Raw genomic sequence first — 24,960 nt, forward strand, 5'->3', positions numbered from 1 at the left:
GTAGCATATCCGCAGGGTGAGTTTATAGCCTAGACCAAAGTCGTTAAAGAATACCTAGGCTATCCCAAAGTTCATCAACGCGATCTTTAGTGGCTTGATCCATAACAATAGGTTCGCCCCACTCACGGGTTGTTTCGCCAGGCCATTTGTTGGTTGCATCCATGCCCATTTTTGAACCAAGGCCAGAGACAGGCGATGCAAAGTCTAAATAGTCTATTGGCGTGTTTTCAATTAACGTGGTGTCGCGTGCAGGATCCATACGGGTGGTAATAGCCCATATTACATCGTTCCAATCTCGGGCGTTAATGTCATCATCGCAGACAATAACAAATTTAGTGTACATAAACTGTCTTAGGAATGACCAAACCCCCATCATTACGCGCTTGGCGTGCCCGGGGTATTGTTTTTTCATCGTAACCACGGCCATACGGTACGAGCAGCCCTCTGGCGGTAAATAAAAATCAACGATTTCTGGAAACTGTTTTTGTAAAATTGGCACAAATACTTCGTTTAAAGCCACCCCTAAAATAGCTGGCTCATCAGGCGGACGACCCGTAAAGGTACTGTGATAAATAGGGTCTTTACGATGAGTAATATGAGTGACTGTCATAACGGGAAAGTCATCGACTTCATTATAGTAACCCGTATGGTCGCCATAAGGGCCTTCAGGTGCCATTTCACCTGGCATAATATGCCCTTCAAGCACGATTTCTGCGCTGGCCGGTACTTGTAAATCATTCGAAATAGACTTAACCACTTCCGTTTTACTGCCACGCAATAAACCGGCAAAAGCATATTCGCTTAATGTATCGGGGACCGGAGTAACCGCCCCTAAAATTGTGGCAGGATCAGCCCCTAATGCCACTGATACCGGATACGGCTCACCAGGGTGTTCTTTGCACCACTCTTGAAAATCAAGCGCGCCACCACGATGAGATAACCAACGCATAATAATTTTATTTTTGCCAAGTAACTGCTGACGATAAATCCCTAAATTTTGACGCTTTTTATAAGGCCCTTTGGTAACGGTTAAACCCCAAGTAATTAAAGGCGCAGCATCACCAGGCCAGCAATGCTGAATAGGAAGCTTGGTTAAATCAACATCGTCACCTTGTAAAATAACTTGTTGGCAAGGCGCTTTTTTTACTTCTTTGGCTGGCATATTAAGGACTTGCTTAAATACCGGAATTTGTCCAAGGGCTTCTTTAATGCCTTTTGGTGGCTCTGGCTCTTTTAAAAATGCCAATAACTTACCAACTTCACGTAATTCACTGACATCTTCTTGGCCCATGCCCATTGCTACACGCTTAGGTGTACCAAATAAGTTAGCTAGAACAGGCATGTCATACCCTTTCGGGTTTTCAAATAATAAAGCGGGGCCTTTAGCACGCAGTGTGCGATCGGCAATTTCGGTCATCTCAAGATACGGGTCGATTTCTTGGCTGATGCGTTTTAATTCGCCTCGTTTTTCAAGTAAATCGATAAAATCGCGTAGATCTTTGTATTTCATTGTGGGCCGTTACTTAGCAAAAAGTTAAAAGTATTATACCCAGTTCATGCAAGCCAAGTCATTACTTGCACTTAAAACTTAAAGCGCTCTACCGCACCTTTTAAAGAGTGTGCAAGTTGGTTAACATCTTCACTTTCGCTTGCTAGGGTCGTCGCATTGTCGGCATTTAAGGTGGCATGATCGGTTACCTTAGCCATTATTTGTTGGATATCAGTGCTGTTTGCAAGTTGTTCATGCGATGCATGGGCAATGTCTTTGCTCATTGCATTGACCGATACTAACGTGCTTTTGATACGCTCAACGGCTGCATTTAGTTCAGTACTGTTTTCAACACAATGTTTGGCTTGTTGTTGACCATCATTTATTTCAGCTTGGGTAGACTGAGTATGTTGTTGTAGTGTGTTGATCATGGTGGTTATTTCGCTAGTGGAGCTTTGTGTTCGTGCTGCGAGCGAACGCACTTCATCGGCCACTACGGCAAATCCTCGACCATGTTCACCGGCTCTTGCTGCTTCAATGGCCGCATTAAGCGCTAGCAAATTGGTTTGCTCTGCAATACTGCTAATCGTATCAACAATAGCGCCAATCAGTTTGGTGTATTGTGCAAGCTCTTCGGTGCTGCTAACTGCTTTATCTAGGCGGCTTAAAAGAGATTCAATACTTTGGCTATTGTTGTTTGCAATGTCATTGACATCATTTGCAAACTGCGAGGCATTCGTTATTTCATTTGAGGTACTCTGCGCTTGTTCGTAAACGGCTTGTGAGCTTTGTAGCATACGTTGCGCTAATGAGGTTGCTTGTGCGCTGCGTTCCAGCTGTTGCTTAGCAACGATGGTCATTTGTTGCCCTTTTTCACTGGTTTGAATGGCTGAATTATCGAGTTCGTAGGCGTCGTTACTGATCCCTTTTATTAGGTGAGTTAAATCATCACAAAGCTTATTGGTATTATGCAGTAGGGTACCAAATTCGTCTTTACTTAGAGGATTACTACGCTGTGAAAAGTCACCTGAGGCTATACGTGCGAGTTCTTTATTCACCTTTTTAAGTGGTTTTAGCATGGCGTTAGTAGTAAACACTGAAATAATAACCAGCAAAACAATTAAAACAAAAGCAATAATAATAGCTAAGCTAGAGCCGGTATTGATTGCTGACTTAGCGCTCTCTTGCAGGGAGTCAAAGCGCGTGTCTGCAAGTTTATTAAGCTCAATTAGCTGATTTTCTATAATGATAAAGGCATGTTGAAAACTTTCAAACCGCTGATCAACCTTGTCTTTGCTATTGAGTACAGTGTTCTGCAATGCATACAGCCCATCAGGATTATTTAATAGGCTGCTTAAATCGTTAAACGCCGCTATTAACTCATTGGCGTTGAGCTTATTTGCAATAGGAGAGGCTTGTTGCTCTAAATAACTAAGATTAGATTGAATATTATCGAGTAAAAAAGAAGTGTCCTGTTGGTGGGCATTGATATCTTCAGAGGTGGTTACTTGCCCAATGCCTTTGACATTATTGTTTAGAGTAAATAATAAATCATCAATTCGAGTCGCTGTGCCAAAAACTGCATTTAAAAGCGATTGCTGGTTGCCCGCTACGTTTATAAGCTCTATATCAAGTAATTGGTTACTCAGATCGCGAAGCTGTTCATTAAAGGTAACTGTCAGTGCTGCGGCGGTACTTTGCGCCTTAAAGCGTTGCTCTTTTGCTGCAAGCATGTCGTTGCTTATAGTGTTTAGTTTAGTGAAGTCATTATGAATAGTAACAAGTAATGTTTGCATACTTTGTTGCTTTGCAACTTGTGCTTTTAGCGTCTCTAATTTATTAAAAAACTGTGTTTGCTCTGCGTGTGCTTGCTTTTTATTTTGCAGTAGTAAATCAAGTTTAGTTTGGCTGTAAGCAATGGCGTTAAATTTAGTAATTGAAAGTAGCGATAAACGCAGGTCTTTACTCGCTTGCTGTACCGGAACCGCTAACGTTTCTATGCGCGAGTTAGTGGTACTGATTTGATGGAGTGACCAGTAAAAAAATATGCAGCTGGTGAGCATTAACAGGCCAATAGCTGAAAAGGCTAAAATTATTTTATGTTTTATAGCGATAGAATGCATAACTTTATCAACAGTATTAAGACTTTTGTTAGTGTAGCAAGTTTTTTAATATGTTGTTAGTTAGTGGTTAATTGCTTGTGCATTGATATTTTTTACCGTTAATTATTAGCATAGCTTGCTCGCCCTTACTCCAAAACAGTACCTTGGTATTAATATATTTGCTACCAGAGGCACTCACCTCATGAGTTAATAAATAATCATGCTTATTAAAGCGGAGCGTCGCCTGTTTGTTGCTAATAATATCTAGCTGTGCAGCGGTGTTATCGCACATGTAGTTTGTTGTAATGGGTTGCTCATTGCATGCAACCAGGGCTATTAAAGCAATAGTAATGGCGTAGTGTTTCATTAGGCTGTGTTTTACTTATTTAGTCGCTTGGTTAATTAAGAGCTTAGCAAAGCTAAATTAACCGTTGGTGAAAATAAGGCTTTACGTTATGTTTAAGCTCTTATTTTTAGCTAGGGAATATCATGGCTGGCACTAACCTCTTAACATTACTTGATGATATAACGACCTTACTTGATGATATTGCGACCATGAGTAAAGTTGCGACTAAAAAAACGGCAGGCGTACTAGGAGATGACTTGGCGCTCAATGCGCAGCAAGTTACAGGGGTCACTGCCGATAGAGAGCTGCCGGTAGTATGGGCGGTGGCAAAAGGGTCGTTTTTAAATAAAGCGATATTAGTCCCTGCTGCGTTATTAATTAGTGTGTGGTTGCCTTGGCTAATTACGCCACTTTTGATGATGGGTGGTTTATTTTTATGTTTTGAAGGCGCTGAAAAAGTATTTGCTCGCTTTTTACCTCACCATGAGGAAACGATAGATGATGATGAAAAGTTAGATTTAGTTGAATATGAAAGGCAAAAAGTAAAAGGTGCTATTCGTACTGACTTTATTCTGTCTGCTGAAATTATTGTAATTACCTTAGGGACTGTGGCTGGGGCTACGTTAATGAATCAAGCACTGGTGCTAAGTGTTATTGCCATCATCATGACAATTGGTGTTTATGGGCTGGTAGCTGGAATTGTAAAACTTGATGATGCAGGATTGTATTTACTTAACCAATCAAAACTCTCTGCGAATAAATTTAAAGAATTACTGGGTAAAGGCCTACTTGCAGCAGCTCCCCGACTTATGCAGTTTTTAGCCTTTGCAGGTACAATCGCCATGTTTTTAGTGGGGGGTGGAATTTTAGTGCATGGTGTTGAGTTACTGCATCATACTCAGATTGATATCACACATTACGCCCAGTCAACTTTAGGTGGGGTAGGTGAGATGCTAGCCCCTTTAGTATTTGATGGCTTACTTGGTGTGGTTGCGGGTTTGGTTATTGTTATTATGCATGTAACCTATACTAAGCTCTTTAAAACCCATAATAGCGCGGCGTAATCGCGCTACTTTACATTATTCACATTGTGCACTTTTACATAATTGCTCAAGCTCGTGTTTAGCTTTGCTATTACCTTGAGCAATGGCTTTTTTGTACCAATAAATAGCTTGTGGGGCGTTTTTCTCTGTGCCTTGCCCGTCGCGATACATTTGCGCCAGATTTAGTTGCCCCCATTGAGAACCTGTTTGCGCTGCAAGAGTAAAGCTTTCTAGCGCTTCATCGTATTGCCCATCTTTGTGGTACATAATTCCTTGTTGATTATTTTTATCGAGCTTTACTCCTTTATATAAAGGTTTTGGCTGTGGCGGAAACATCACAAACCCCCCATATAAACTATTTGCATAGGGGCGCAGCACGTCGAATATGATGTCATCCTTGTATAAGCGTTTTATTTCATTACGAGGTAGGGTGATGGTTTTAGACGAAAAGTAATCTCTTTGCACTAATAAACTGGCACGCATTGCTGTGGTTATAGCGCTGCTGCGCTTATAGCTGTAATTACTCACCTGAAACGTTATAAATTGCTGATCAAAGCTCAGCACTTGCGCTACTTTTAAATTAGTCAGTGTCCACGGTTCATGAGTGAATTTATCGGCCTTTACTAAATAGGTGTCGTAGGCTTTGGGGTTGGTTAAATAACTTTGTTTTAGCGCCTCAGCATTAAGGTGTTTTTGGTAAAAAAATAACAATACCCACAGCAATAAAACTAACCCAATACAGTATTTGGGTAGGCTTAGCTTTTCGAACAGGGGTAACTTTTTAATGCTTGTAGGCTCACAATGTCCACATTGATAGCACTCGCGTTTATAGCTCAACTTTATCGGAACTATAGGAAGAATAGTAAAGCGCAAAAAGCGGCTTTGGTTAACTAAGTGATAGCTGTTGCTTTTGCAATTAGGGCAGCACTGTACTTGTGTAAAATGAGGAAAAGACTGACTGGTATTGAAAAGCAGCATGAAAATACGCTCCCTGTTTTAATTCTCTTTAAGTTAAAACAATGAGCGTATTAGTTAAAGCAGCAAACTGTAAGTAATTATGTCAGTTACTCTTTAGTGCGTGCTTTTGGTTTAATGGTCGTTTTAGCGTCGGCGGCCATTAACGCAAATACAGCATAAGCAGCGGTGTTTTGACGAAGTTTAGCGGGTGTCACTTTATCAAGGGTGTCATCCGCTGTATGGTGGTAATCAAAGTAGTCAGTACCATCTTGTGCCAGTTCAAAAATAGGTGCAGAAACTGCATTTTTAAATGGGATGAGATCGGGGCCGCCTTTAGCTTCATTTTGGCCAATGTATTCAATATTTAATGGCGCAAGCTCTTTGGCAATCGCGCGCACTACTGGCAGTGAAGCTGCGTTTACATTTGATTCAAAGCCATAAACTACATCAGCACCAAAGTCAGACTCTGCAGCAGCCACAATGTTATTAAGCTCATTTTTATGCTTTGCAAAATACGCTTTTGCGCCCCAAAGGCCGAGTTCTTCAGCTGCAAAAAGCACAACGCGAATACTGCGCTTAGGACGTTTTACATCACTAATATGCTTTGCTGCTGCCATGGTTAAGGCAACGCCAGCGCCATCATCCAGAGCGCCAGTACCTAAATCCCACGAATCTAAGTGTCCACCAATAAGTACATATTGCTCAGGGTTTTCAGTACCATTAAATTGGCCAATGACGTTATAACCAGTGCCCTCGCCTAGGTTTTCGGTTTGTACATTAATATTAACCGACACGTCTTTGTTTAATTCGACTAATCGTGCTATTTGGTCAGCATCAGGATTGGCAATAGTCACGTTAGGTATTTTAATTACCCCTTCTTTATAATAGCTACCGCCGGTATGTGCAAAGCGATGGTGGCCAGTGCTAACTGAGCGCATCATATAGGCAACGGCGCCTTTTTTAGCTGCTTCAATTGCTCCGGTAGCACGGGCTTTTACCGCGGGGCCATAACCATTGCCGTCAATATCACGGTTCATACGGTAATTAATATAAGCAATTTTACCTTTTAAGCTATTCGCCGGTGCAGCTTTTAATTCGTCAAGGGTTTCGAATAAGACGACAGGTGCACTGATCCCCTCTTTGGGTGTACTAATGCTGTTACCCAGTGCTGTTAAATGCAGAGGTTGCTCGCTTGGAGTGAGTATTTTTCCGCTTTCGCTATAGCGACGCCATTCAGAGAAGGTTGCTTCTTCTAACCAGACTTTATCAAAGCCCAATTCATCAAACTTTGCTTTTGCCCAAGCAACGGCTTTCTTATCGTTTTCGGTGCCTGGTAGGCGCGGGCCTATTTCAGTGGTGAGTGATTCTAGTAATTGATAGCTTAAATCACTTTTAAGGGCGGTGGTGCGCACCTCATCTACTTGTTGTAGCTGTTTTGTAGTGAATTCACTGTTGTTGGCGCTTACCGTCATGCTGGTGGTAAATAGGAGTGCTGTGAGCAATTGTTTCATATTCAGAGAGCCTTTGTAATGATTAACACCATTAAAGCATGTAACAAACAGGATAAAAAATAGATGAGATGAGTAGGCTATTCAGTGGGTTCAAAAGTCAGTTCAAAAAAAAGCCCACCTCAAATTGAGGTGGGCTATGGGTTTTTAAAGTTTGTATTTAAAAGCTAAATTGCGCTGCTAAACGCACGTTTGTGCCTTCACCTACCGTCACGTTATTTAATCCACCACCGGCTAGGTAGTTTTTATCGAATAAGTTTTCAATGTTTAAACGCAGGTTAATATCTGTATTACTTACCTTAAGTGCGTATGTTGCGCCAACATCAACACGGGTATATCCCTGTTTTGTTACTGTATTGGCATTATCGGCAAAACGTTCACCTTCATAAAAAGCGCCGGCATTAAAAGCAATGGCGTCGTTGAGTTCATAACGGGTCCAAAGTGAGGCTGACCACTTTGGCGCATCGGTTGGGCGCTTACCTTCTAATTCTTCATCTCGTTCATAGTTAGCATCTAAATACATGGTTGATGCCATAACAAATAAACGATCGGTAGCAGCACCTTGTGCAGAAAGTTCAAAGCCTTTATGGCGTTGTTCACCTGCTTGCGTGGTTATACTGGTTATATCACCAATAGGGTTAATCAGATTTTCGCTCACTAAGGTGCCTGTTTTACTAATATCAAATAGGGCGCCGCTAAGCATTAATCGATCATCAAACAGTTGCCATTTAACCCCAACTTCTCGTTGCTCAGAGGTAATGGCATCGAGTTTCATGCCATTATTAACATCATTTTCATTTTCTAATGTTTCGTTTTGCGGCTCAAATCCTTCCGAGTAACTTGCGTATACGGTTGCTGATGCATTTGGATGGTAAAGTACGCCGACCTTAGGTACGAACGATTCGTTATTGCTGTTTTCTTTACTTTGTTTATCGTAACGACCACCCAGTGATAGTTGCCATTTAGGCGAGAACGAAATCAAATCTTGAATATAAATCCCGTAGTAATCGTAGGCAGATGAGCTAATAGTATCATCTGATTTGTAACTTATATTAGGGCGATTAGGCTCATTTTGACCGGCAGAAAAATTAATTGCATCAGCAGATGTGCGTAATTGGCCGTAGTAATAATCCAGTGAATTAGCGCCTATTAATAATTGATGATGCACACCCACGGTTTCAAATTCGCCAATAAAGTCGATAAAAGCAGTTTTAAACTGCCAATCATCAAAGCGATCGTAAGGGCGTGACTGATAACTATCGCCTTCGATAAAGTCACTTGGCTTACGTGGTGCTGACTCAAAGCGTTGGCGTTCAAATGTTTGCTCGTTGTAGCCTAAATTTACATGCCAGTTGTCGGTTAAAAACACCATAAAATCAATGCCCATGTTTTCAACGGTGATGTCGGTAAAGGCCCAAGACATGTCACGAATTGTTTTATCGTTACCAATGATATTGGCATCATTATCGATCCAAGCACCCGTATCTAGACCTGCTTCGTCATCGGTACGGTCATAGTGAACACGTACTAAGGCGTTATCGCTAATATCGTAATCAACCACTAATGCACCTAAAAAACGATCGCGTTCGCGGTTATCACCGTTTTGATACTCACGCCAGTATTCAACGTTTTGTTTTACTAATACGCCACGGGCACGTAAATCTTCAGCTTCAGTCAATGCGCCGCCAGCATCAAGCATAAAGCGAGTTGAGCCATGTTGATCGACATCGGCACTGGCATTAAATAACGTTTGTGCGGTTGGCTTTTTGGTCACCATATTTACTAAGCCGCCAGGGCCCGATTGGCCGTACAAAATACTCGATGGTCCTTTAATTACTTCAACTTGCTCTAAAATTTCAATGGGTTGTTGATAGTGCGACCAATGCTGGTGGCCATCACGCAGGTAGCCGGTTGATGAACTTAACTCAAAACCACGTAAGTTAAATACTTCACGATTACGTTGCTTAGATCCTGGCGTTAAACTCGCATCGTTACTTAGTACTTCACCTAAGGTGGTTGCTAGTTGCTCATTTACAATTGTATCTGTAATAACAGTGACTGATTGTGCGGTATCGAGTAATGAGGTTGAGGTTCTCATTGCCCCACTGGCATTATCTACTTTGTAGTCGTTGAAGTAACTGCCTTTTACTTCAATGCGCTCTATATTTGCGGTGTTAGCGAATACATTTGCAGAGGTACTGGCTAAAAGTGCGATAAAAAGTGGGTTAAGTTTCATTAGTAGCTTCCGGCTTAGAGTTATTAGAATAGTAAAACGCCGCAGATCTTAATGAAAATAACTATCATTTGCAATATCTTTATTTGCACTTTTTATCGTGCGTTGTTAATGGTTGCTAATTGTTAAATCTGCTATTATTAGCCGCATATTTATTGAGACTTTTCTCAAGTTATTTTTTTGCTATGGAATTTACTGTGACTGCAACTGCTTTTTCATCGTTGGCCTTACCTTCTGGGTTAGTTGATAATTTATCAACACTCGGCTACACCCAAATGACTCCTGTACAGGCACAAAGCCTGCCTCCTGTTTTAAGTGGTAAAGATATTATTGCCCAAGCGAAAACAGGCTCAGGTAAAACAGCGGCATTTAGTCTAGGCGTTTTAGCCAAGCTGAATGTTAAACGCTTTCGTATCCAGTCGTTAGTGCTGTGCCCAACCCGTGAGCTTGCAGAGCAGGTAGCGGTTGAAATGCGCAAATTAGCACGCGGTATTCATAATATTAAAATTTTAACTTTGTGTGGCGGGGTATCAATTGGTCCTCAAATTGGCTCGCTTGAACATGGTGCGCATATTATTGTAGGTACACCAGGGCGAGTTGACGACCATATTCGTAAAGGTACATTGCGCTTAGATGATGTTGAAACGCTGGTACTTGATGAAGCCGACCAAATGCTTGATATGGGTTTTCAAGACACCCTCGATGCCATAATTGAGTGTATTCCAACAAATCGTCAAACATTGTTATTTAGCGCGACTTTTCCAAAATCAATCGAAGCCATTGCAAAGCGTGTTCTGAGCAACCCTGAAATGATTAAAGTAGAAGAGCAGCTAGAAAAAAGCACTATCAAGCAATACTTCTATAAAATGGATAATAATAAGCAACGTTATCCAACCCTTAAATTACTATTACTTAAATTTACCCCACAAAGTTGTGTGGTGTTTTGTAATACCAAGGTAGAAACACAGCAAGTATGTGATGATTTAGCCGATGAAGGCTTCAGCGCCGTTGCATTGCATGGCGATTTAGAGCAGCGTGACCGTGAGCGAACACTGATTCATTTTGCCAATAAGAGTGCGTCTATTTTAGTGGCTACCGATGTAGCAGCACGCGGCTTAGATATTGATGACATGGACATGGTGATTAACTATCACTTAGCTCACGATCCACAAACTCATGTACATCGTGTTGGCCGTACAGGACGAGCAGGTAAAAAAGGGATTGCGTGTTCTATTTATGGTGAGGCAGAGCAATTTAAAGTAGCGCAAATTGGCGACCATTACGAGCGTGACTTTACTCCTGAGCCAATGCCATCTTATAACCTATTAGATAAGCCGCCATACAAACCTGAAATGGTGACGCTGATGATAGATGCAGGCAAAAAGCAAAAAGTGCGCGCGGGTGATATTTTAGGCGCATTAACCGGAAAAGACGGTGTTGCTGGGCGCCAAGTGGGTAAAATTAATGTACTTGATAACGTGGCTTTTGTCGCGGTAGAGCGTAACTCATCTAAACCCGCGTTACGTAAATTAACCGAAGGCAATATTAAAGGGCGTAAAATCCGTGCTCGTCGCCTGACGCGCTAGTTTTACATTTTAAGATGAGCAGCTCGCCTTGAGTTGCTCATATTCCATTTTTAATTGTTTAAACACTTCATTATCACCCCCTTGTTTGTCTGGATGATGCTGAACGGCTAGTTGTCGCCAACGCTTTTGTAATGTTTTTAAGGTAATTGGTTGTACTAATTGCCAGCGAGCGATTAATTGCTGATGTTGCTTAGCACTTAAAGGCGCTTCATGTTGTTTAGGCTTACTGAAACGTTGCCAAAAGCTATCTAATAATGCGTTAATTTCTGCTGTTGATGTTTCAAAATTTTGCCAGTTTAAGTAGTAGTCACGCAGCGGATCGTTTGGGTGAAGTTGGTTTTGGCGAGGGTCGCTTACCAGCTCAATATGTAAACTTTTAATCAGTAGCTGCTGTTTTGGCATAACTTGCTGCTGTAACTGATAAAGTGCATTCATAATTAAAAAATTACGTTTAAATAAATCACGCCCAGGATCAGCGGCTAAGGTATCAAGTAACCCACGTTCTTTTAGTTCCGATGCTAAAGTATGAACCATCCACACTTTATTATTGATTAATAGTTCAAAAATCTCATCTATCAGTGGGTTAAGCATTGTTTACAATCTATTAATTGGTGTATCTTGAACAAATTATCATACACCTAAGTAACATTAAACCCCAAGGAGTGGGCGTGAATGCCTGTTTTATATTGGTCTAAATTAGATGTTTACATATTATTTGGGTGTCATTTTATTATGGCTAGCAAGGATTAAAGGATATTTTTATGCTGACTCGGTTAAAGCGCATCTGCTTTATTGGTCTTTTGGTTGTACTGAGTGGTGCATCAAACGACGCTTTATCCAATGAGCAGACAAGTTTGTTTGAGCAGTTCGATCTTGAGCAAACATGGACTAAAAAGCACCGCCTTGCAACAGACATATTAGCTAACCCTGATCTTCCAAATTTACAACGCGTGACCATTTACAGTGACTTAGCGGAGCTGGCGTTTACACAGAGTGATTTAGCTAATGCACTAAAGTATTTTAAATTACTAGAGGCGAATAGCACCCTCAAAGAACAGCCAAAACTTTATTTTCGTGCAATTAAAATGCAAGGCGTGGTGCTTTATTATCAAGGGTTAGTGCAACAAGCGGTCGTTGATTATAATCGCGCGTTAAACATTGCCATTACCCTTAAAAGCCCGATTAAACAGGCTAACTTACTCAGTAATATTGGGCTCGCTTACTTTGATATGTATAACATGGAGCTAGCCCTCGATTATTATCAGCAAGCCAAAGTCATTTATGAAAAAGAGGGGAGCGCACAAGATAAAGCCGATATATTACATAATATCGCCGGTATTTATATTCGTCTCTCTCGGTATGAGTCCGCGCTTGAGATGTATCGTGAGGTTTTAAAAGTTTTTCAAGAGCTTGGTGATGACGATGGCGTTGCACAGGTATACGGTAACATGGGTGTGGCGTACACTGAATCGAGGCAGTACCAGTTAGCGTTGCATTACAACCAATTAGCTTTGCGCTACTATCAAAGTGTTAATAACGCCTTTCAGCTTTCGACTAAGCACACCAATTTAGCCACAATTAATCTTAAATTAAATAAATTTGATGTCGCGTTATATCATGCTAATGCAGGGCAACAGTTTGCACTTGAGGCTGATAATAAGTCGTTACTAGCGGCTGCCTTACACGTGTTATCGACTGTTCAATTTGTGCAAGGCGATACAGAAAATGCCAAAGAAACCTCAGAGCGTTCAATTACGCTTGCCAAAGAGTATAATAATGGCATGCGCATAAAAGACGGTTTGGGGGTTGAAGCGCTGATCCATGCTAGCTTAGGGGATTATGAAAAAGCGTTAAATTTGCATCAACAGTATGTTGATTATCAGCGCAGTGTTAATACCGAAGAAGCCTCAAAAGCGGTCAGTCAATTTCAAATTCAGTTTGAATCAAATCAGCTAAACCAAGAAATTAAACAATTAAAACAGCAACAATACTTACAAGAATTACAAATAGCTAAACGTTCACAGTTAACGTTTTTGTTGGTGATTGTTGCCATATTAATTTTAATTACGGTAATTGCTGTTTATAAGCGCCGAACAGAAAAGCAAGCTAAGTTAAAGTTAAGCGAACAAGTTGAACAGCGTACCAAAGAGCTGCAAAGTGTGGCGCAAGAACTGCGTGAAGCTAACGAGGTTAAAAGCCAGTTTTTAGCGAATATAAGCCATGAAATTAGAACGCCATTAACCGCTATTTTGGCGCAAACTGACGATCTTATTAGTGGTCAGTACAAGGCTGAGCAATTACAAGATGAGCTTAGGGTAATACAACGACAAAGTGAGCATTTAAGAAGCCTGATTAATGATGTGCTTGATTTAAGTAAAATCGAAGCAAACAGGCTAGAACTTAACATTAGCTGTTTTGATATGGTGCGATTGATCAACGATGTTCATGCTATGTTTTCTCCACAAACTAAAGCGAAAGGCTTGTCACTGATATTAGAGAGTCAGTTAGGTGATACCTATTTTACGCGGCTAGATTTAACTCGAGTAAAACAAATACTTATTAATTTATGCGCCAATGCCATTAAGTTTACTCATAAGGGGCACGTAACAATTGCTGTTAGCAAAACGGATCAAGGGCTGCTCTTTTGTATTCAAGATACCGGAATTGGTATGAGCTCCTCACAGCTTAAGCTTATTTTTGAATGCTTTAGCCAAGCAGATAACAGCATTAGCCGACGTTTTGGCGGTACCGGTTTGGGCTTGAGTTTGTCGCAGCAGTTAGCAGCTATGATGGGTGGCTATATTAGCGTGCAGAGTGAGTTTAAAAAGGGCAGTGAGTTTTCGTTCTATTTGCCTTGTATACAAGTTGAAGAGCAAGTTTGCCACGATGATATGCAGGCTAAATCGGCTGCAGGGCATAGGTTGTTATCCGGTAAGGTGGTGCTTGCTGAGGATCACAGTGATAACCGCAAACTGATCAGTCGTTATTTACACTCCCTAGGACTTGAAGTGATTGCCGTTGAAAATGGTGAGCAAGCCGTAGAGCAAAGTTTAAAACTGTATCCGGATTTGGTGCTTTTAGATATTCAAATGCCCGTTATGGATGGTATTTCTGCGTTTGAACTACTCAAACAATGTGGCTATGAGCAGCCTATTTTAGCGTTAACGGCCAATGCCATGAGCCACGAGATTGACCACTACTTATCACTTGGTTTTAGCGATTATTTAGCAAAACCAATAGATAAAGAATCTTTTTACACTGTTTTAGCTAAATACTTAAGCTCAGCAAATGAGGATTCATCGACAGAAAGTATTCATGTAGATATGAGTGATTTAGTAGCGAGTTTTAAACAAAGCCTGATTACAGAAAGTGAGCTAATTGAACAGCATTTTAAAGTTGGAGATTATAAATCGCTGCAAAAAGATAGCCACCGAGTTTTAGGTGCGGCACAAATGTTTGAGTTTAAAGAAATAGCATTAGTGGCAAAAGCACTAGATGACGAATTACTTCAGTCACAAATTAACACTCAAAAGTTAACAACATTAGTAAATGACTTGCTGGTACTGCTTAAGCAATACGGATAAGCTGATTTACTCTAAAAATAAAAAGACACCATCTGGTGTCTTTTTTATTTAAAAACGTTTATTTAACCAGCGTTCAGATTACTGACGTTTCATCGAATCAAAAAACTCATCGTTGGTTTTACTCATTGATAGTTTATCGATTAAAAATTCCATGGCATCAATTTCTGACATGTCATGGACTATCTTACGTAAAATCCACAGCTTTTGGAGCTCATCAGGCTTAGTAAGTAATTCTTCACGACGCGTACCAGAACGGTTAAAGTCGATAGCTGGGAATACACGTTTTTCCGCAATTTTACGGTTAAGGTGTAGTTCCATGTTGCCCGTACCCTTAAACTCTTCGTAGATAACTTCATCCATTTTAGAGCCGGTATCAATAAGCGCAGTCGCAATAATTGTTAAGCTACCGCCTTCTTCAACGTTACGTGCAGCACCAAAGAAACGTTTAGGCTTATGTAATGCATTAGCATCTACACCACCGGTCAATACTTTACCTGATGATGGAATAACGGTGTTGTAAGCACGTGCTAAACGTGTGATTGAATCAAGTAAAATCACCACGTCTTTTTTGTGCTCAACTAAGCGCTTTGCTTTTTCAATAACCATTTCAGCAACCTGTACATGGCGAGATGCTGGTTCATCGAATGTTGATGCAATAACTTCACCTTTTACTAGGCGTTGCATCTCAGTCACTTCTTCCGGACGTTCATCAATAAGTAAAACCATTAATGTAACATCAGGGTGGTTATGTGTGATTGATTGCGCAATATTTTGTAGCAACATGGTTTTACCCGCTTTTGGCGGTGCTACTAATAAACCACGTTGGCCGCGGCCAATGGGTGACGCTAAATCAAGAACTCGTGCGGTAATATCTTCTTTACTGCCGTTACCACGTTCCATACGAAAACGTTCGTTTGCATGTAGTGGTGTCAGGTTTTCAAAAAGGATTTTAGTGCGAGAGTTTTCAGGTTTATCAAAATTAACTTCGTTTACTTTAAGTAAAGCAAAGTAACGCTCACCATCTTTTGGCGGACGAATAAGACCTGAAATAGAGTCGCCAGTACGCATACTAAAACGGCGAATTTGGCTTGGAGATACATAAATATCATCTGGGCCAGCTAAGTAAGAAGCTTCTGATGATCTTAAAAAGCCAAAACCATCTTGCAAAATTTCTAATACACCACCGCCGAAGATATTCTCTCCGCCTTTGGCATGGGATTTAAGAATAGCAAAAATAATGTCTTGCTTTCTTAAGCGGGCTACGTTTTCGAGCCCCATGGACTCAGCTAAGTTTACAAGCTCTTTTATAGACTTGTCTTTTAATTCGCGTAAATGCATATTGGTGGGTTCTTTATTACAGTTGTCATACTCAAAATCGCTTTATTAGATCGTTGAGTGAGGTTTGTTGAATATAACTAAGGATTAGTTGGCTTTATAAACTAGCAGGTCATTACTGCAGCGTCCAGTACTTCTGTAAAATAAATAATAAAAAAAGGGCTGAGCGCCCTTTTTTTATAAATTTGCACTTACTTAGATGTTGTTTTCTAAAAACTCAACTAATTGTGTTTTTGATAGTGCGCCTACTTTAGTTGCAGCCACTTGACCATCTTTGAAAAGTAGTAGTGTAGGAATACCACGAATACCAAATTTAGGTGGAGTACCTGCGTTTTGGTCAATGTTTAATTTAGTAATCGTTACACGGCCATCAAATTCCTCAGCAACTTCGCTTAGGATTGGGGCGATCATTTTACACGGTCCGCACCATTCAGCCCAAAAGTCTACTAGTACAGGTTTGTCTGATTGTAATACGTCAGCTTCAAAGCTATCGTCGGTAATTTGGATTATTTTCTCGCTCATTGCGCTCTCCGGTTTAGTTAGGCGAAATATTTAGTGCGTATTTAAACACTCTTGTTTCTTATTGCAAGTTTAAACGTTATGCTTAAACGCTATGACTAAGACACATTTGACCGATAAAAAGTTTTCAGACTTTGCTATTGCACCGGAAGTGGTTGCCGGGTTAACCGAAAGTGGGTTTGAATATTGCACACCCATTCAAGCTAAATGCCTACCGTTTATTTGTGAAGGGCGCGATATTGCGGGCCAAGCACAAACAGGTACAGGCAAAACGTTGGCGTTTTTAACCGCCACATGCCATCGGTTATTACAATCTAGCAAAGCACCTAGTAAACATCCAAGAGCCCTGATCATGGCCCCAACTCGGGAGCTTGCGATTCAGATACACAAAGATGCAAAAATTTTAGCGCCGCACTGTAATCTTAACTTAGGTTTAGTATATGGTGGCGAAGATTACGAAAAACAACGTGCACAACTAGAAAAAGGCGTTGATATTTTAATTGGTACTACAGGTCGCCTAATAGATCTGTACAAGCAAGGCTGTTACACCCTTAATGAAATTGAGGTAGTCGTGCTAGATGAAGCCGATCGTATGTTCGATTTAGGCTTTATTAAAGATATCCGTTATATGTTCCGTCGTATGCCGGATACATCAGAGCGTTTAAACTTATTATTCTCTGCCACACTGTCGTATCGTGTACAAGAGCTTGCATTTGAACACATGACAAACCCAGAGCATGTGCAAATAGAACCCGATGTAAAAACGGGTAAACGTATTCAAGAAGAGCTATTTCATCCTTCACAAGAAGATAAAATTAAGCTGTTGTTAACCTTGATTGAAGAAGAATGGCCTGAGAAAGCCATTGTTTTTGCAAATACCAAACACAGCTGTGAAACTGTGTATGCATGGTTAAAAGCAGATGGACATCGAGTGGGTATGCTCACCGGTGATGTAAACCAAAAGAAACGTCAATCAATACTCGCGCAATTTAGTAAAGGCGAGCTAGACTTTTTAGTGGCTACCGATGTTGCTGCGCGTGGTTTACATATTCCAGAAGTAAGTCATGTATTTAACTTTGACTTACCTGATGATTGCGAAGATTACGTTCACCGTATTGGTCGTACAGCTCGTGCAGGCGCTTCGGGTCATGCAATTAGCTTTGCGTGTGAGCAGTATGCTTATAACCTTCATGAAATTGAAGAGTACATCGAGCACAGCATTCCTTTATCGCATTACGATAAAAGTGCATTGCTAGATGATTTGACCAAGCCGACTATTCACAGAAAACGTAATTTTTCTACCGGTCCACGTAATCGTAGTAATAACAACGGACGTCGCCCAAATAATGGTTACCAAAAAGGACGGTCTTAACCGACCGTTAGTTTGATAGTATTCGTAACTAGAGGTTTTTGAACGGTGGGGCAACTTAAACCGCAAAAAAATGTATATGCAGTCATTGATTTGGGCTCAAATAGCTTTCATATGCTTATTGCCAAATCAGTGGCGGGTGGCTTGCAAACAATAGGTCGCGTCAAACGCAAAGTAAGACTCGCCGCTGGGCTTGATGATAATAATCTATTGAGCTTAGAGGCTATGCAACGAGGCTGGGAGTGTTTGGCCTTGTTTGCGGAACGTTTGCAAGATATTCCCAAGAAAAACATCACCATTGTTGCCACTGCAACACTTCGTTTAGCAACCAACGCCGACGACTTTAAATTACGTGCTGAAAAAATATTAGGCCATAAAGTTAATGTTATTAGTGGTGAGCTAGAAGCGCGAACTATTTACAAAGGAGTTGCGCACACTTCTTCATGTGCGGGCAAACAGCTAGTTATTGATATTGGTGGTGCGAGTACTGAAGTGGTAATTGGTCAAGGCTTTGAAGCACGTCACTATAAAAGTCTTAATATAGGGTGTGTAACTTACCTTGAACGCTACTTTAAAGATTGCCAGTTAAATGAAGCGAACTTTAATACTGCTATTGAAGCCGCGCGTACTGTTATTGATGAAATAGCGCCTGAGTATAAAACGGCTGGTTGGCAACTTGCCTCTGGTGCGTCAGGGACCGTACAAGCTATTCAAGAAATCATGGTGGCACAAAATTTAAATGAAATGCTCACCCTTGAAAAGCTATACACCATTAAACAACAATCTATTGCTTATGAGACTATAGCTGAACTCGACTTGCCAGGGTTAAGTGAAGAGCGACGTTTAGTGTTTGTATCTGGGCTGGCTATCTTAATTGCACTGTTTGAGTCACTAGAAATAGAACAAATGGGATTGGCTGGTGGCGCGCTTCGTGAAGGTGTTTTATATAGCATGCTACCGGAACTGCATAATAACGACATTCGTAAACGTACTATTGATGGTTTTATGAATCGTTATCATGTGGATCAAAAGCAAGCATCGCGAGTATCCGGCTTAGCTTTACAATTAGCTAGCGAGGTTAATCACTATTGGCCGATAGAAGCATTAAGTGGATTACCGCTTTTAAATGCGGTGGCGCAACTTCATGAGATTGGTTTATTAATAGAGTACAAGCAATACCACAAACATACCGCTTACATTTTAGAAAATACCGATATGCCAGGTTTTTCGCAATCAGAACACAAAGTGATCGTTGCGATTGCCAACAGCCATCGTTCAGACCTTCAAAAAGGATGTTTAGATCATTTAGGTGCGCACAGTAACGTTGCAACGTATATCGTTCGACTATTACGTGTTGCCGTTATTTTATCTATGCGCCGCCAAGATGATGTCTTGCCTAACTTTAAGATAACAGCTGAAAATGAAGAGTTAGCTATTCAATTTGAAAACGATTGGTTAAAAAATCACCCATTAATGGCAAGTGAGCTAAATCAAGAGATTAAGTATCAGAAAAAATGTGGTTGGAAACTTAAAGTAAACTAGTTAAACCGCTCTTTACCACAGTTTTTAGTGGTTAAAATGAGCGTTTAGTTGTAATTTTGTTCGAACAGTCATTTATTTCAAGTTTTCTTCAAAAAAGGGTTGATCTGTTTTCGGATCTCCCTATAATGCGACCCCACTGAGACGGGGAAGGCCAACGCATAGCGAGGCACGAGCTACTTAGTGAGTCGAGTAAAACTTAGTTTCGAAAACTTTCAAGTTTAAAAAAATTAAGTGTTGACAAAAAAATAGGAAAGCGTAGTATGCGCAGCCCTAGCGAGATAAAGTTAAACACTTTAATCGCAACGTTCTTTAACAATATAAAGCAATCATCTGTGTGGGCACTCGTACAGATTGAGTTCTAACAGCCAAGCTATTTAGGTAGTGAGGCAAACAAATTTAGAGTCTCAATTGAAACTGAGTGACCAACAGAATAGTTACTTAGGTAATTATTCAGCACAGTCAATTCAATATCGAAAGATATTAAATAAATTCAGAATTCATTGAGCTGTCGAAAGACATAAAACTTTTTAATTGAAGAGTTTGATCATGGCTCAGATTGAACGCTGGCGGCAGGCCTAACACATGCAAGTCGAGCGGTAACAGAAAGTAGCTTGCTACTTTGCTGACGAGCGGCGGACGGGTGAGTAATGCTTGGGAACATGCCTTGAGGTGGGGGACAACAGTTGGAAACGACTGCTAATACCGCATAATGTCTACGGACCAAAGGGGGCTTCGGCTCTCGCCTTTAGATTGGCCCAAGTGGGATTAGCTAGTTGGTGAGGTAATGGCTCACCAAGGCGACGATCCCTAGCTGGTTTGAGAGGATGATCAGCCACACTGGGACTGAGACACGGCCCAGACTCCTACGGGAGGCAGCAGTGGGGAATATTGCACAATGGGCGCAAGCCTGATGCAGCCATGCCGCGTGTGTGAAGAAGGCCTTCGGGTTGTAAAGCACTTTCAGTCAGGAGGAAAGGTTAGTAGTTAATACCTGCTAGCTGTGACGTTACTGACAGAAGAAGCACCGGCTAACTCCGTGCCAGCAGCCGCGGTAATACGGAGGGTGCGAGCGTTAATCGGAATTACTGGGCGTAAAGCGTACGCAGGCGGTTTGTTAAGCGAGATGTGAAAGCCCCGGGCTCAACCTGGGAACTGCATTTCGAACTGGCAAACTAGAGTGTGATAGAGGGTGGTAGAATTTCAGGTGTAGCGGTGAAATGCGTAGAGATCTGAAGGAATACCGATGGCGAAGGCAGCCACCTGGGTCAACACTGACGCTCATGTACGAAAGCGTGGGGAGCAAACAGGATTAGATACCCTGGTAGTCCACGCCGTAAACGATGTCTACTAGAAGCTCGGAACCTCGGTTCTGTTTTTCAAAGCTAACGCATTAAGTAGACCGCCTGGGGAGTACGGCCGCAAGGTTAAAACTCAAATGAATTGACGGGGGCCCGCACAAGCGGTGGAGCATGTGGTTTAATTCGATGCAACGCGAAGAACCTTACCTACACTTGACATACAGAGAACTTACTAGAGATAGTTTGGTGCCTTCGGGAGCTCTGATACAGGTGCTGCATGGCTGTCGTCAGCTCGTGTTGTGAGATGTTGGGTTAAGTCCCGCAACGAGCGCAACCCCTATCCTTAGTTGCTAGCAGGTAATGCTGAGAACTCTAAGGAGACTGCCGGTGATAAACCGGAGGAAGGTGGGGACGACGTCAAGTCATCATGGCCCTTACGTGTAGGGCTACACACGTGCTACAATGGCGCATACAGAGTGCTGCGAACTCGCGAGAGTAAGCGAATCACTTAAAGTGCGTCGTAGTCCGGATTGGAGTCTGCAACTCGACTCCATGAAGTCGGAATCGCTAGTAATCGCGTATCAGAATGACGCGGTGAATACGTTCCCGGGCCTTGTACACACCGCCCGTCACACCATGGGAGTGGGTTGCTCCAGAAGTAGATAGTCTAACCCTCGGGAGGACGTTTACCACGGAGTGATTCATGACTGGGGTGAAGTCGTAACAAGGTAGCCCTAGGGGAACCTGGGGCTGGATCACCTCCTTATACGATTTAGAACTTATTTGTTCGTAGTGTCCACACAGATGATTGTTAGTTAGTTTGCTCTTTGAGTTTGCTAATTAATATGCTCTTTAAAAATTTGGAAAAGCTGATAATAAAATTCGTATGAATACATTGTATTTGTACAGAGTTTTCAAAAGTAAAAAAGAATGATAGCAGTATCATTCAGTGCCATTTAATGAACGTTTAACGTTTGTTGATTGGTATCTACTTTAGTATTCAATATTAACTTCTGGCGAAGTTAAACTGTCACAAAACAAAGACCCGTTTGGGTTGTATGGTTAAGTGACTAAGCGTACACGGTGGATGCCTTGGCAGTTGGAGGCGATGAAGGACGTATTAACTTGCGATAAGCCTAGTCAAGCTAGTAAAAAGCACTTGAGACTAGGATTTCCGAATGGGGAAACCCACCTGCTTGCAGGTATCGTTAACTGAATACATAGGTTAACGAGGCGAACGCGGAGAACTGAAACATCTAAGTACCCGTAGGAAAAGAAATCAACCGAGATTCCGATAGTAGCGGCGAGCGAAATCGGAACAGCCCTTAAGCTTATTATGTGTTAATGGAAGGCTCTGGAAAGTGCCACGATACAGGGTGATAGTCCCGTACATGAAAACGCATTTTAAGTGAAATCGAGTAGGTCGGAGCACGTGAAACTTTGACTGAATATAGGTGGACCATCATCTAAGGCTAAATACTCCCAACTGACCGATAGTGAACCAGTACCGTGAGGGAAAGGCGAAAAGAACCCCTGTGAGGGGAGTGAAATAGAACCTGAAACCGTGTACGTACAAGCAGTAGGAGCCCACTTGTTGGGTGACTGCGTACCTTTTGTATAATGGGTCAGCGACTTATATTTTGTAGCGAGGTTAACCGATTAGGGTAGCCGTAGGGAAACCGAGTCTTAACTGGGCGAATAGTTGCAAGGTATAGACCCGAAACCCGGTGATCTAGCCATGGGCAGGTTGAAGGTTGAGTAACATCAACTCAACTGGAGGACCGAACCCACTAACGTTGAAAAGTTAGGGGATGACCTGTGGTTAGGAGTGAAAGGCTAATCAAACCGGGAGATAGCTGGTTCTCCCCGAAATCTATTTAGGTAGAGCCTCGGACGAATACTTACGGGGGTAGAGCACTGTTAAGGCTAGGGGGTCATCCCGACTTACCAACCCTTTGCAAACTCCGAATACCGTAAAGTAATATCCGGGAGACACACGGCGGGTGCTAACGTCCGTCGTGAAGAGGGAAACAACCCAGACCGCCAGCTAAGGTCCCAAAGTCATAGTTAAGTGGGAAACGATGTGGAAAGGCCCAGACAGCCAGGAGGTTGGCTTAGAAGCAGCCATCCTTTAAAGAAAGCGTAATAGCTCACTGGTCGAGTCGGTCTGCGCGGAAGATGTAACGGGGACTATGCACCGAAGCTGCGGATTCAAAATTTATTTTGAGTGGTAGGGGAGCGTTCTGTAAGCGGTTGAAGGTGTACCGGGAGGTATGCTGGACGTATCAGAAGTGCGAATGCTGACATGAGTAACGATAATGCGGGTGAAAAACCCGCACGCCGGAAGACCAAGGGTTCCTATCCCATGTTAATCAGGGTAGGGTAAGTCGACCCCTAAGGCGAGGCCGAAAGGCGTAGTCGATGGGAAACGGATTAATATTTCCGTACTTGGTATAATTGCGATGGGGGGACGGAGCAGGCTAAGCAAGCATGGCGATGGTAGTCCATGTGAAAGTGTGTAGGCTAGTGACTTAGGTAAATCCGGGTTGCTGTTAGGCTGAGACACGAGACGAGTCACCAAGGTGATGAAGTTGCTGATGCCATACTTCCAGGAAAAGCCTCTAAGCTTCAGATTATACCGAATCGTACCCCAAACCGACACAGGTGGTCAGGTAGAGAATACTAAGGCGCTTGAGAGAACTCGGGTGAAGGAACTAGGCAAAATCGTACCGTAACTTCGGGAGAAGGTACGCTCCGATTGGTGATGAGACTTGCTCTCTAAGCTGATTGGAGCCGCAGTGACCAGGTGGCTGGGACTGTTTATTAAAAACACAGCACTGTGCAAAATCGCAAGATGACGTATACGGTGTGACACCTGCCCGGTGCCGGAAGGTTAATTGATGGGGTTATCTTCGGAGAAGCTCTTGATCGAAGCCCCGGTAAACGGCGGCCGTAACTATAACGGTCCTAAGGTAGCGAAATTCCTTGTCGGGTAAGTTCCGACCTGCACGAATGGTGTAACCATGGCCACGCTGTCTCCACCCGAGACTCAGTGAAATTGAAATCGCAGTGAAGATGCTGTGTACCCGCGGCTAGACGGAAAGACCCCGTGAACCTTTACTACAGCTTGGCACTGAACATTGAACCTACATGTGTAGGATAGGTGGGAGACTTAGAAGCAGAGACGCTAGTTTTTGTGGAGTCGTCCTTGAAATACCACCCTTGTAGTTTTGATGTTCTAACGTTGGCCCCTGAATCGGGGTTACGGACAGTGCCTGGTGGGTAGTTTGACTGGGGCGGTCTCCTCCCAAAGAGTAACGGAGGAGCACGAAGGTTGGCTAAGTACGGTCGGACATCGTACGGTTAGTGTAATGGTAGAAGCCAGCTTAACTGCGAGACAGACACGTCGAGCAGGTACGAAAGTAGGTCATAGTGATCCGGTGGTTCTGAATGGAAGGGCCATCGCTCAACGGATAAAAGGTACTCCGGGGATAACAGGCTGATACCGCCCAAGAGTTCATATCGACGGCGGTGTTTGGCACCTCGATGTCGGCTCATCACATCCTGGGGCTGAAGTCGGTCCCAAGGGTATGGCTGTTCGCCATTTAAAGTGGTACGCGAGCTGGGTTTAGAACGTCGTGAGACAGTTCGGTCCCTATCTGCCGTGGGCGTTTGAGAATTGAGAGGGTTGCTCCTAGTACGAGAGGACCGGAGTGAACGAACCGCTGGTGTTCGGGTTGTCATGCCAATGGCATTGCCCGGTAGCTACGTTCGGAACTGATAAGCGCTGAAAGCATCTAAGCGCGAAGCAGGCCTCGAGATGAGTTCTCACTAGACTTTTAAAGTCTCTGAAGGGCCGTTGAAGACTACAACGTTGATAGGCAAGATGTGGAAGTGGTGTGAGCCATTAAGCTAACTTGTACTAATTACCCGTGAGGCTTAACCATACAACGCCAAACGCGTTTTATGTGATAGTTTAAGCGAAGAAGTTAATATAACTAAAGTAGATACTTGAAGACTTTATTATCAGAATTCCAAATTTTAGTAAG

General features: G+C 42.3%; 14 protein-coding genes and 2 rRNA genes. 7 read left to right on the forward strand and 9 right to left on the reverse strand.

Features of this window, described 5'->3' with window-relative positions:
* Positions 1–43 precede the first annotated feature (43 nt).
* The 3 genes from ubiD to AAGD16_RS00560 form a co-directional block, all read right to left on the reverse strand.
* Positions 44–1,510: a 4-hydroxy-3-polyprenylbenzoate decarboxylase gene (gene ubiD, locus AAGD16_RS00550; protein ID WP_013463739.1), complete on the reverse strand. Its 1,467-nt coding sequence runs from the start codon at positions 1,508–1,510 to the stop codon at positions 44–46.
* Positions 1,511–1,581: 71 nt separating this feature from the next.
* Positions 1,582–3,612, reverse strand: coding sequence for a methyl-accepting chemotaxis protein (locus AAGD16_RS00555; protein WP_036957146.1), 2,031 nt, complete (start codon positions 3,610–3,612; stop codon positions 1,582–1,584).
* Between the two features lie 67 nt (positions 3,613–3,679).
* Complete coding sequence (locus AAGD16_RS00560; protein WP_013463741.1) at positions 3,680–3,958, reverse strand: MliC family protein; 279 nt, start codon at positions 3,956–3,958, stop codon at positions 3,680–3,682.
* Between the two features lie 122 nt (positions 3,959–4,080).
* On the opposite strand from AAGD16_RS00560, the gene AAGD16_RS00565 reads away from it, so the two are divergent.
* Positions 4,081–5,001, forward strand: coding sequence for a DUF808 domain-containing protein (locus tag AAGD16_RS00565; protein WP_036957149.1), 921 nt, complete (start codon positions 4,081–4,083; stop codon positions 4,999–5,001).
* A gap of 15 nt (positions 5,002–5,016) precedes the next feature.
* Here the strand turns inward: AAGD16_RS00565 and AAGD16_RS00570 are convergent, their stop codons facing one another.
* The 3 genes from AAGD16_RS00570 to AAGD16_RS00580 form a co-directional block, all read right to left on the reverse strand.
* Entirely contained in the window at positions 5,017–5,958 is a 942-nt protein-coding gene (locus AAGD16_RS00570) for a tetratricopeptide repeat protein (RefSeq protein ID WP_013463743.1), read from the reverse strand.
* Between the two features lie 86 nt (positions 5,959–6,044).
* Positions 6,045–7,448, reverse strand: coding sequence for a M20/M25/M40 family metallo-hydrolase (locus AAGD16_RS00575; RefSeq protein WP_377112990.1), 1,404 nt, complete (start codon positions 7,446–7,448; stop codon positions 6,045–6,047).
* Positions 7,449–7,605: 157 nt separating this feature from the next.
* Positions 7,606–9,681, reverse strand: a complete 2,076-nt coding sequence (locus AAGD16_RS00580; RefSeq protein WP_377112993.1) for a TonB-dependent siderophore receptor — start codon at positions 9,679–9,681, stop codon at positions 7,606–7,608.
* A 194-nt stretch (positions 9,682–9,875) separates the two neighbouring features.
* On the opposite strand from AAGD16_RS00580, the gene dbpA reads away from it, so the two are divergent.
* The gene (gene dbpA / locus AAGD16_RS00585; protein WP_377112996.1) at positions 9,876–11,264 is read left to right on the forward strand and encodes an ATP-dependent RNA helicase DbpA; all 1,389 of its coding nucleotides are present in this window, start codon (positions 9,876–9,878) and stop codon (positions 11,262–11,264) included.
* A 9-nt stretch (positions 11,265–11,273) separates the two neighbouring features.
* Here the strand turns inward: dbpA and AAGD16_RS00590 are convergent, their stop codons facing one another.
* Positions 11,274–11,855, reverse strand: coding sequence for a DNA-J related domain-containing protein (locus AAGD16_RS00590; RefSeq protein ID WP_377112999.1), 582 nt, complete (start codon positions 11,853–11,855; stop codon positions 11,274–11,276).
* 170 nt (positions 11,856–12,025) lie between these two features.
* Between AAGD16_RS00590 and AAGD16_RS00595 the strand changes: the two genes are divergently transcribed.
* The gene (locus AAGD16_RS00595) at positions 12,026–14,848 is read left to right on the forward strand and encodes a tetratricopeptide repeat protein (protein ID WP_377113002.1); all 2,823 of its coding nucleotides are present in this window, start codon (positions 12,026–12,028) and stop codon (positions 14,846–14,848) included.
* A gap of 78 nt (positions 14,849–14,926) precedes the next feature.
* Here the strand turns inward: AAGD16_RS00595 and rho are convergent, their stop codons facing one another.
* Both rho and trxA read right to left on the reverse strand, forming a co-directional pair.
* Positions 14,927–16,186 (reverse strand): transcription termination factor Rho, encoded by a 1,260-nt coding sequence (gene rho, locus AAGD16_RS00600; RefSeq protein WP_013463749.1) that lies wholly within the window; start codon positions 16,184–16,186, stop codon positions 14,927–14,929.
* A 192-nt stretch (positions 16,187–16,378) separates the two neighbouring features.
* The gene (gene trxA, locus AAGD16_RS00605) at positions 16,379–16,705 is read right to left on the reverse strand and encodes a thioredoxin TrxA (RefSeq protein WP_013463750.1); all 327 of its coding nucleotides are present in this window, start codon (positions 16,703–16,705) and stop codon (positions 16,379–16,381) included.
* Between the two features lie 91 nt (positions 16,706–16,796).
* On the opposite strand from trxA, the gene rhlB reads away from it, so the two are divergent.
* From rhlB to AAGD16_RS00625, 4 genes are all read left to right on the forward strand, one after another.
* Entirely contained in the window at positions 16,797–18,074 is a 1,278-nt protein-coding gene (gene rhlB / locus AAGD16_RS00610; RefSeq protein ID WP_010392673.1) for an ATP-dependent RNA helicase RhlB, read from the forward strand.
* Positions 18,075–18,119: 45 nt separating this feature from the next.
* A complete protein-coding gene (gene gppA, locus AAGD16_RS00615; protein WP_013463751.1) occupies positions 18,120–19,613 on the forward strand; it encodes a guanosine-5'-triphosphate,3'-diphosphate diphosphatase in 1,494 nt (497 codons plus the stop codon).
* Positions 19,614–20,141: 528 nt separating this feature from the next.
* Positions 20,142–21,677 (forward strand): 16S ribosomal RNA (locus AAGD16_RS00620).
* A 294-nt stretch (positions 21,678–21,971) separates the two neighbouring features.
* Positions 21,972–24,858, forward strand: a 23S ribosomal RNA gene (locus AAGD16_RS00625).
* Together the 16S and 23S rRNA genes form the textbook arrangement of a ribosomal RNA operon.
* Positions 24,859–24,960: the final 102 nt, after the last annotated feature.

The sequence above is a fragment of the Pseudoalteromonas sp. M58 genome (assembly GCF_042604605.1).
In the GTDB taxonomy this organism is placed as follows: Bacteria; Pseudomonadota; Gammaproteobacteria; order Enterobacterales; family Alteromonadaceae; genus Pseudoalteromonas; species Pseudoalteromonas tetraodonis.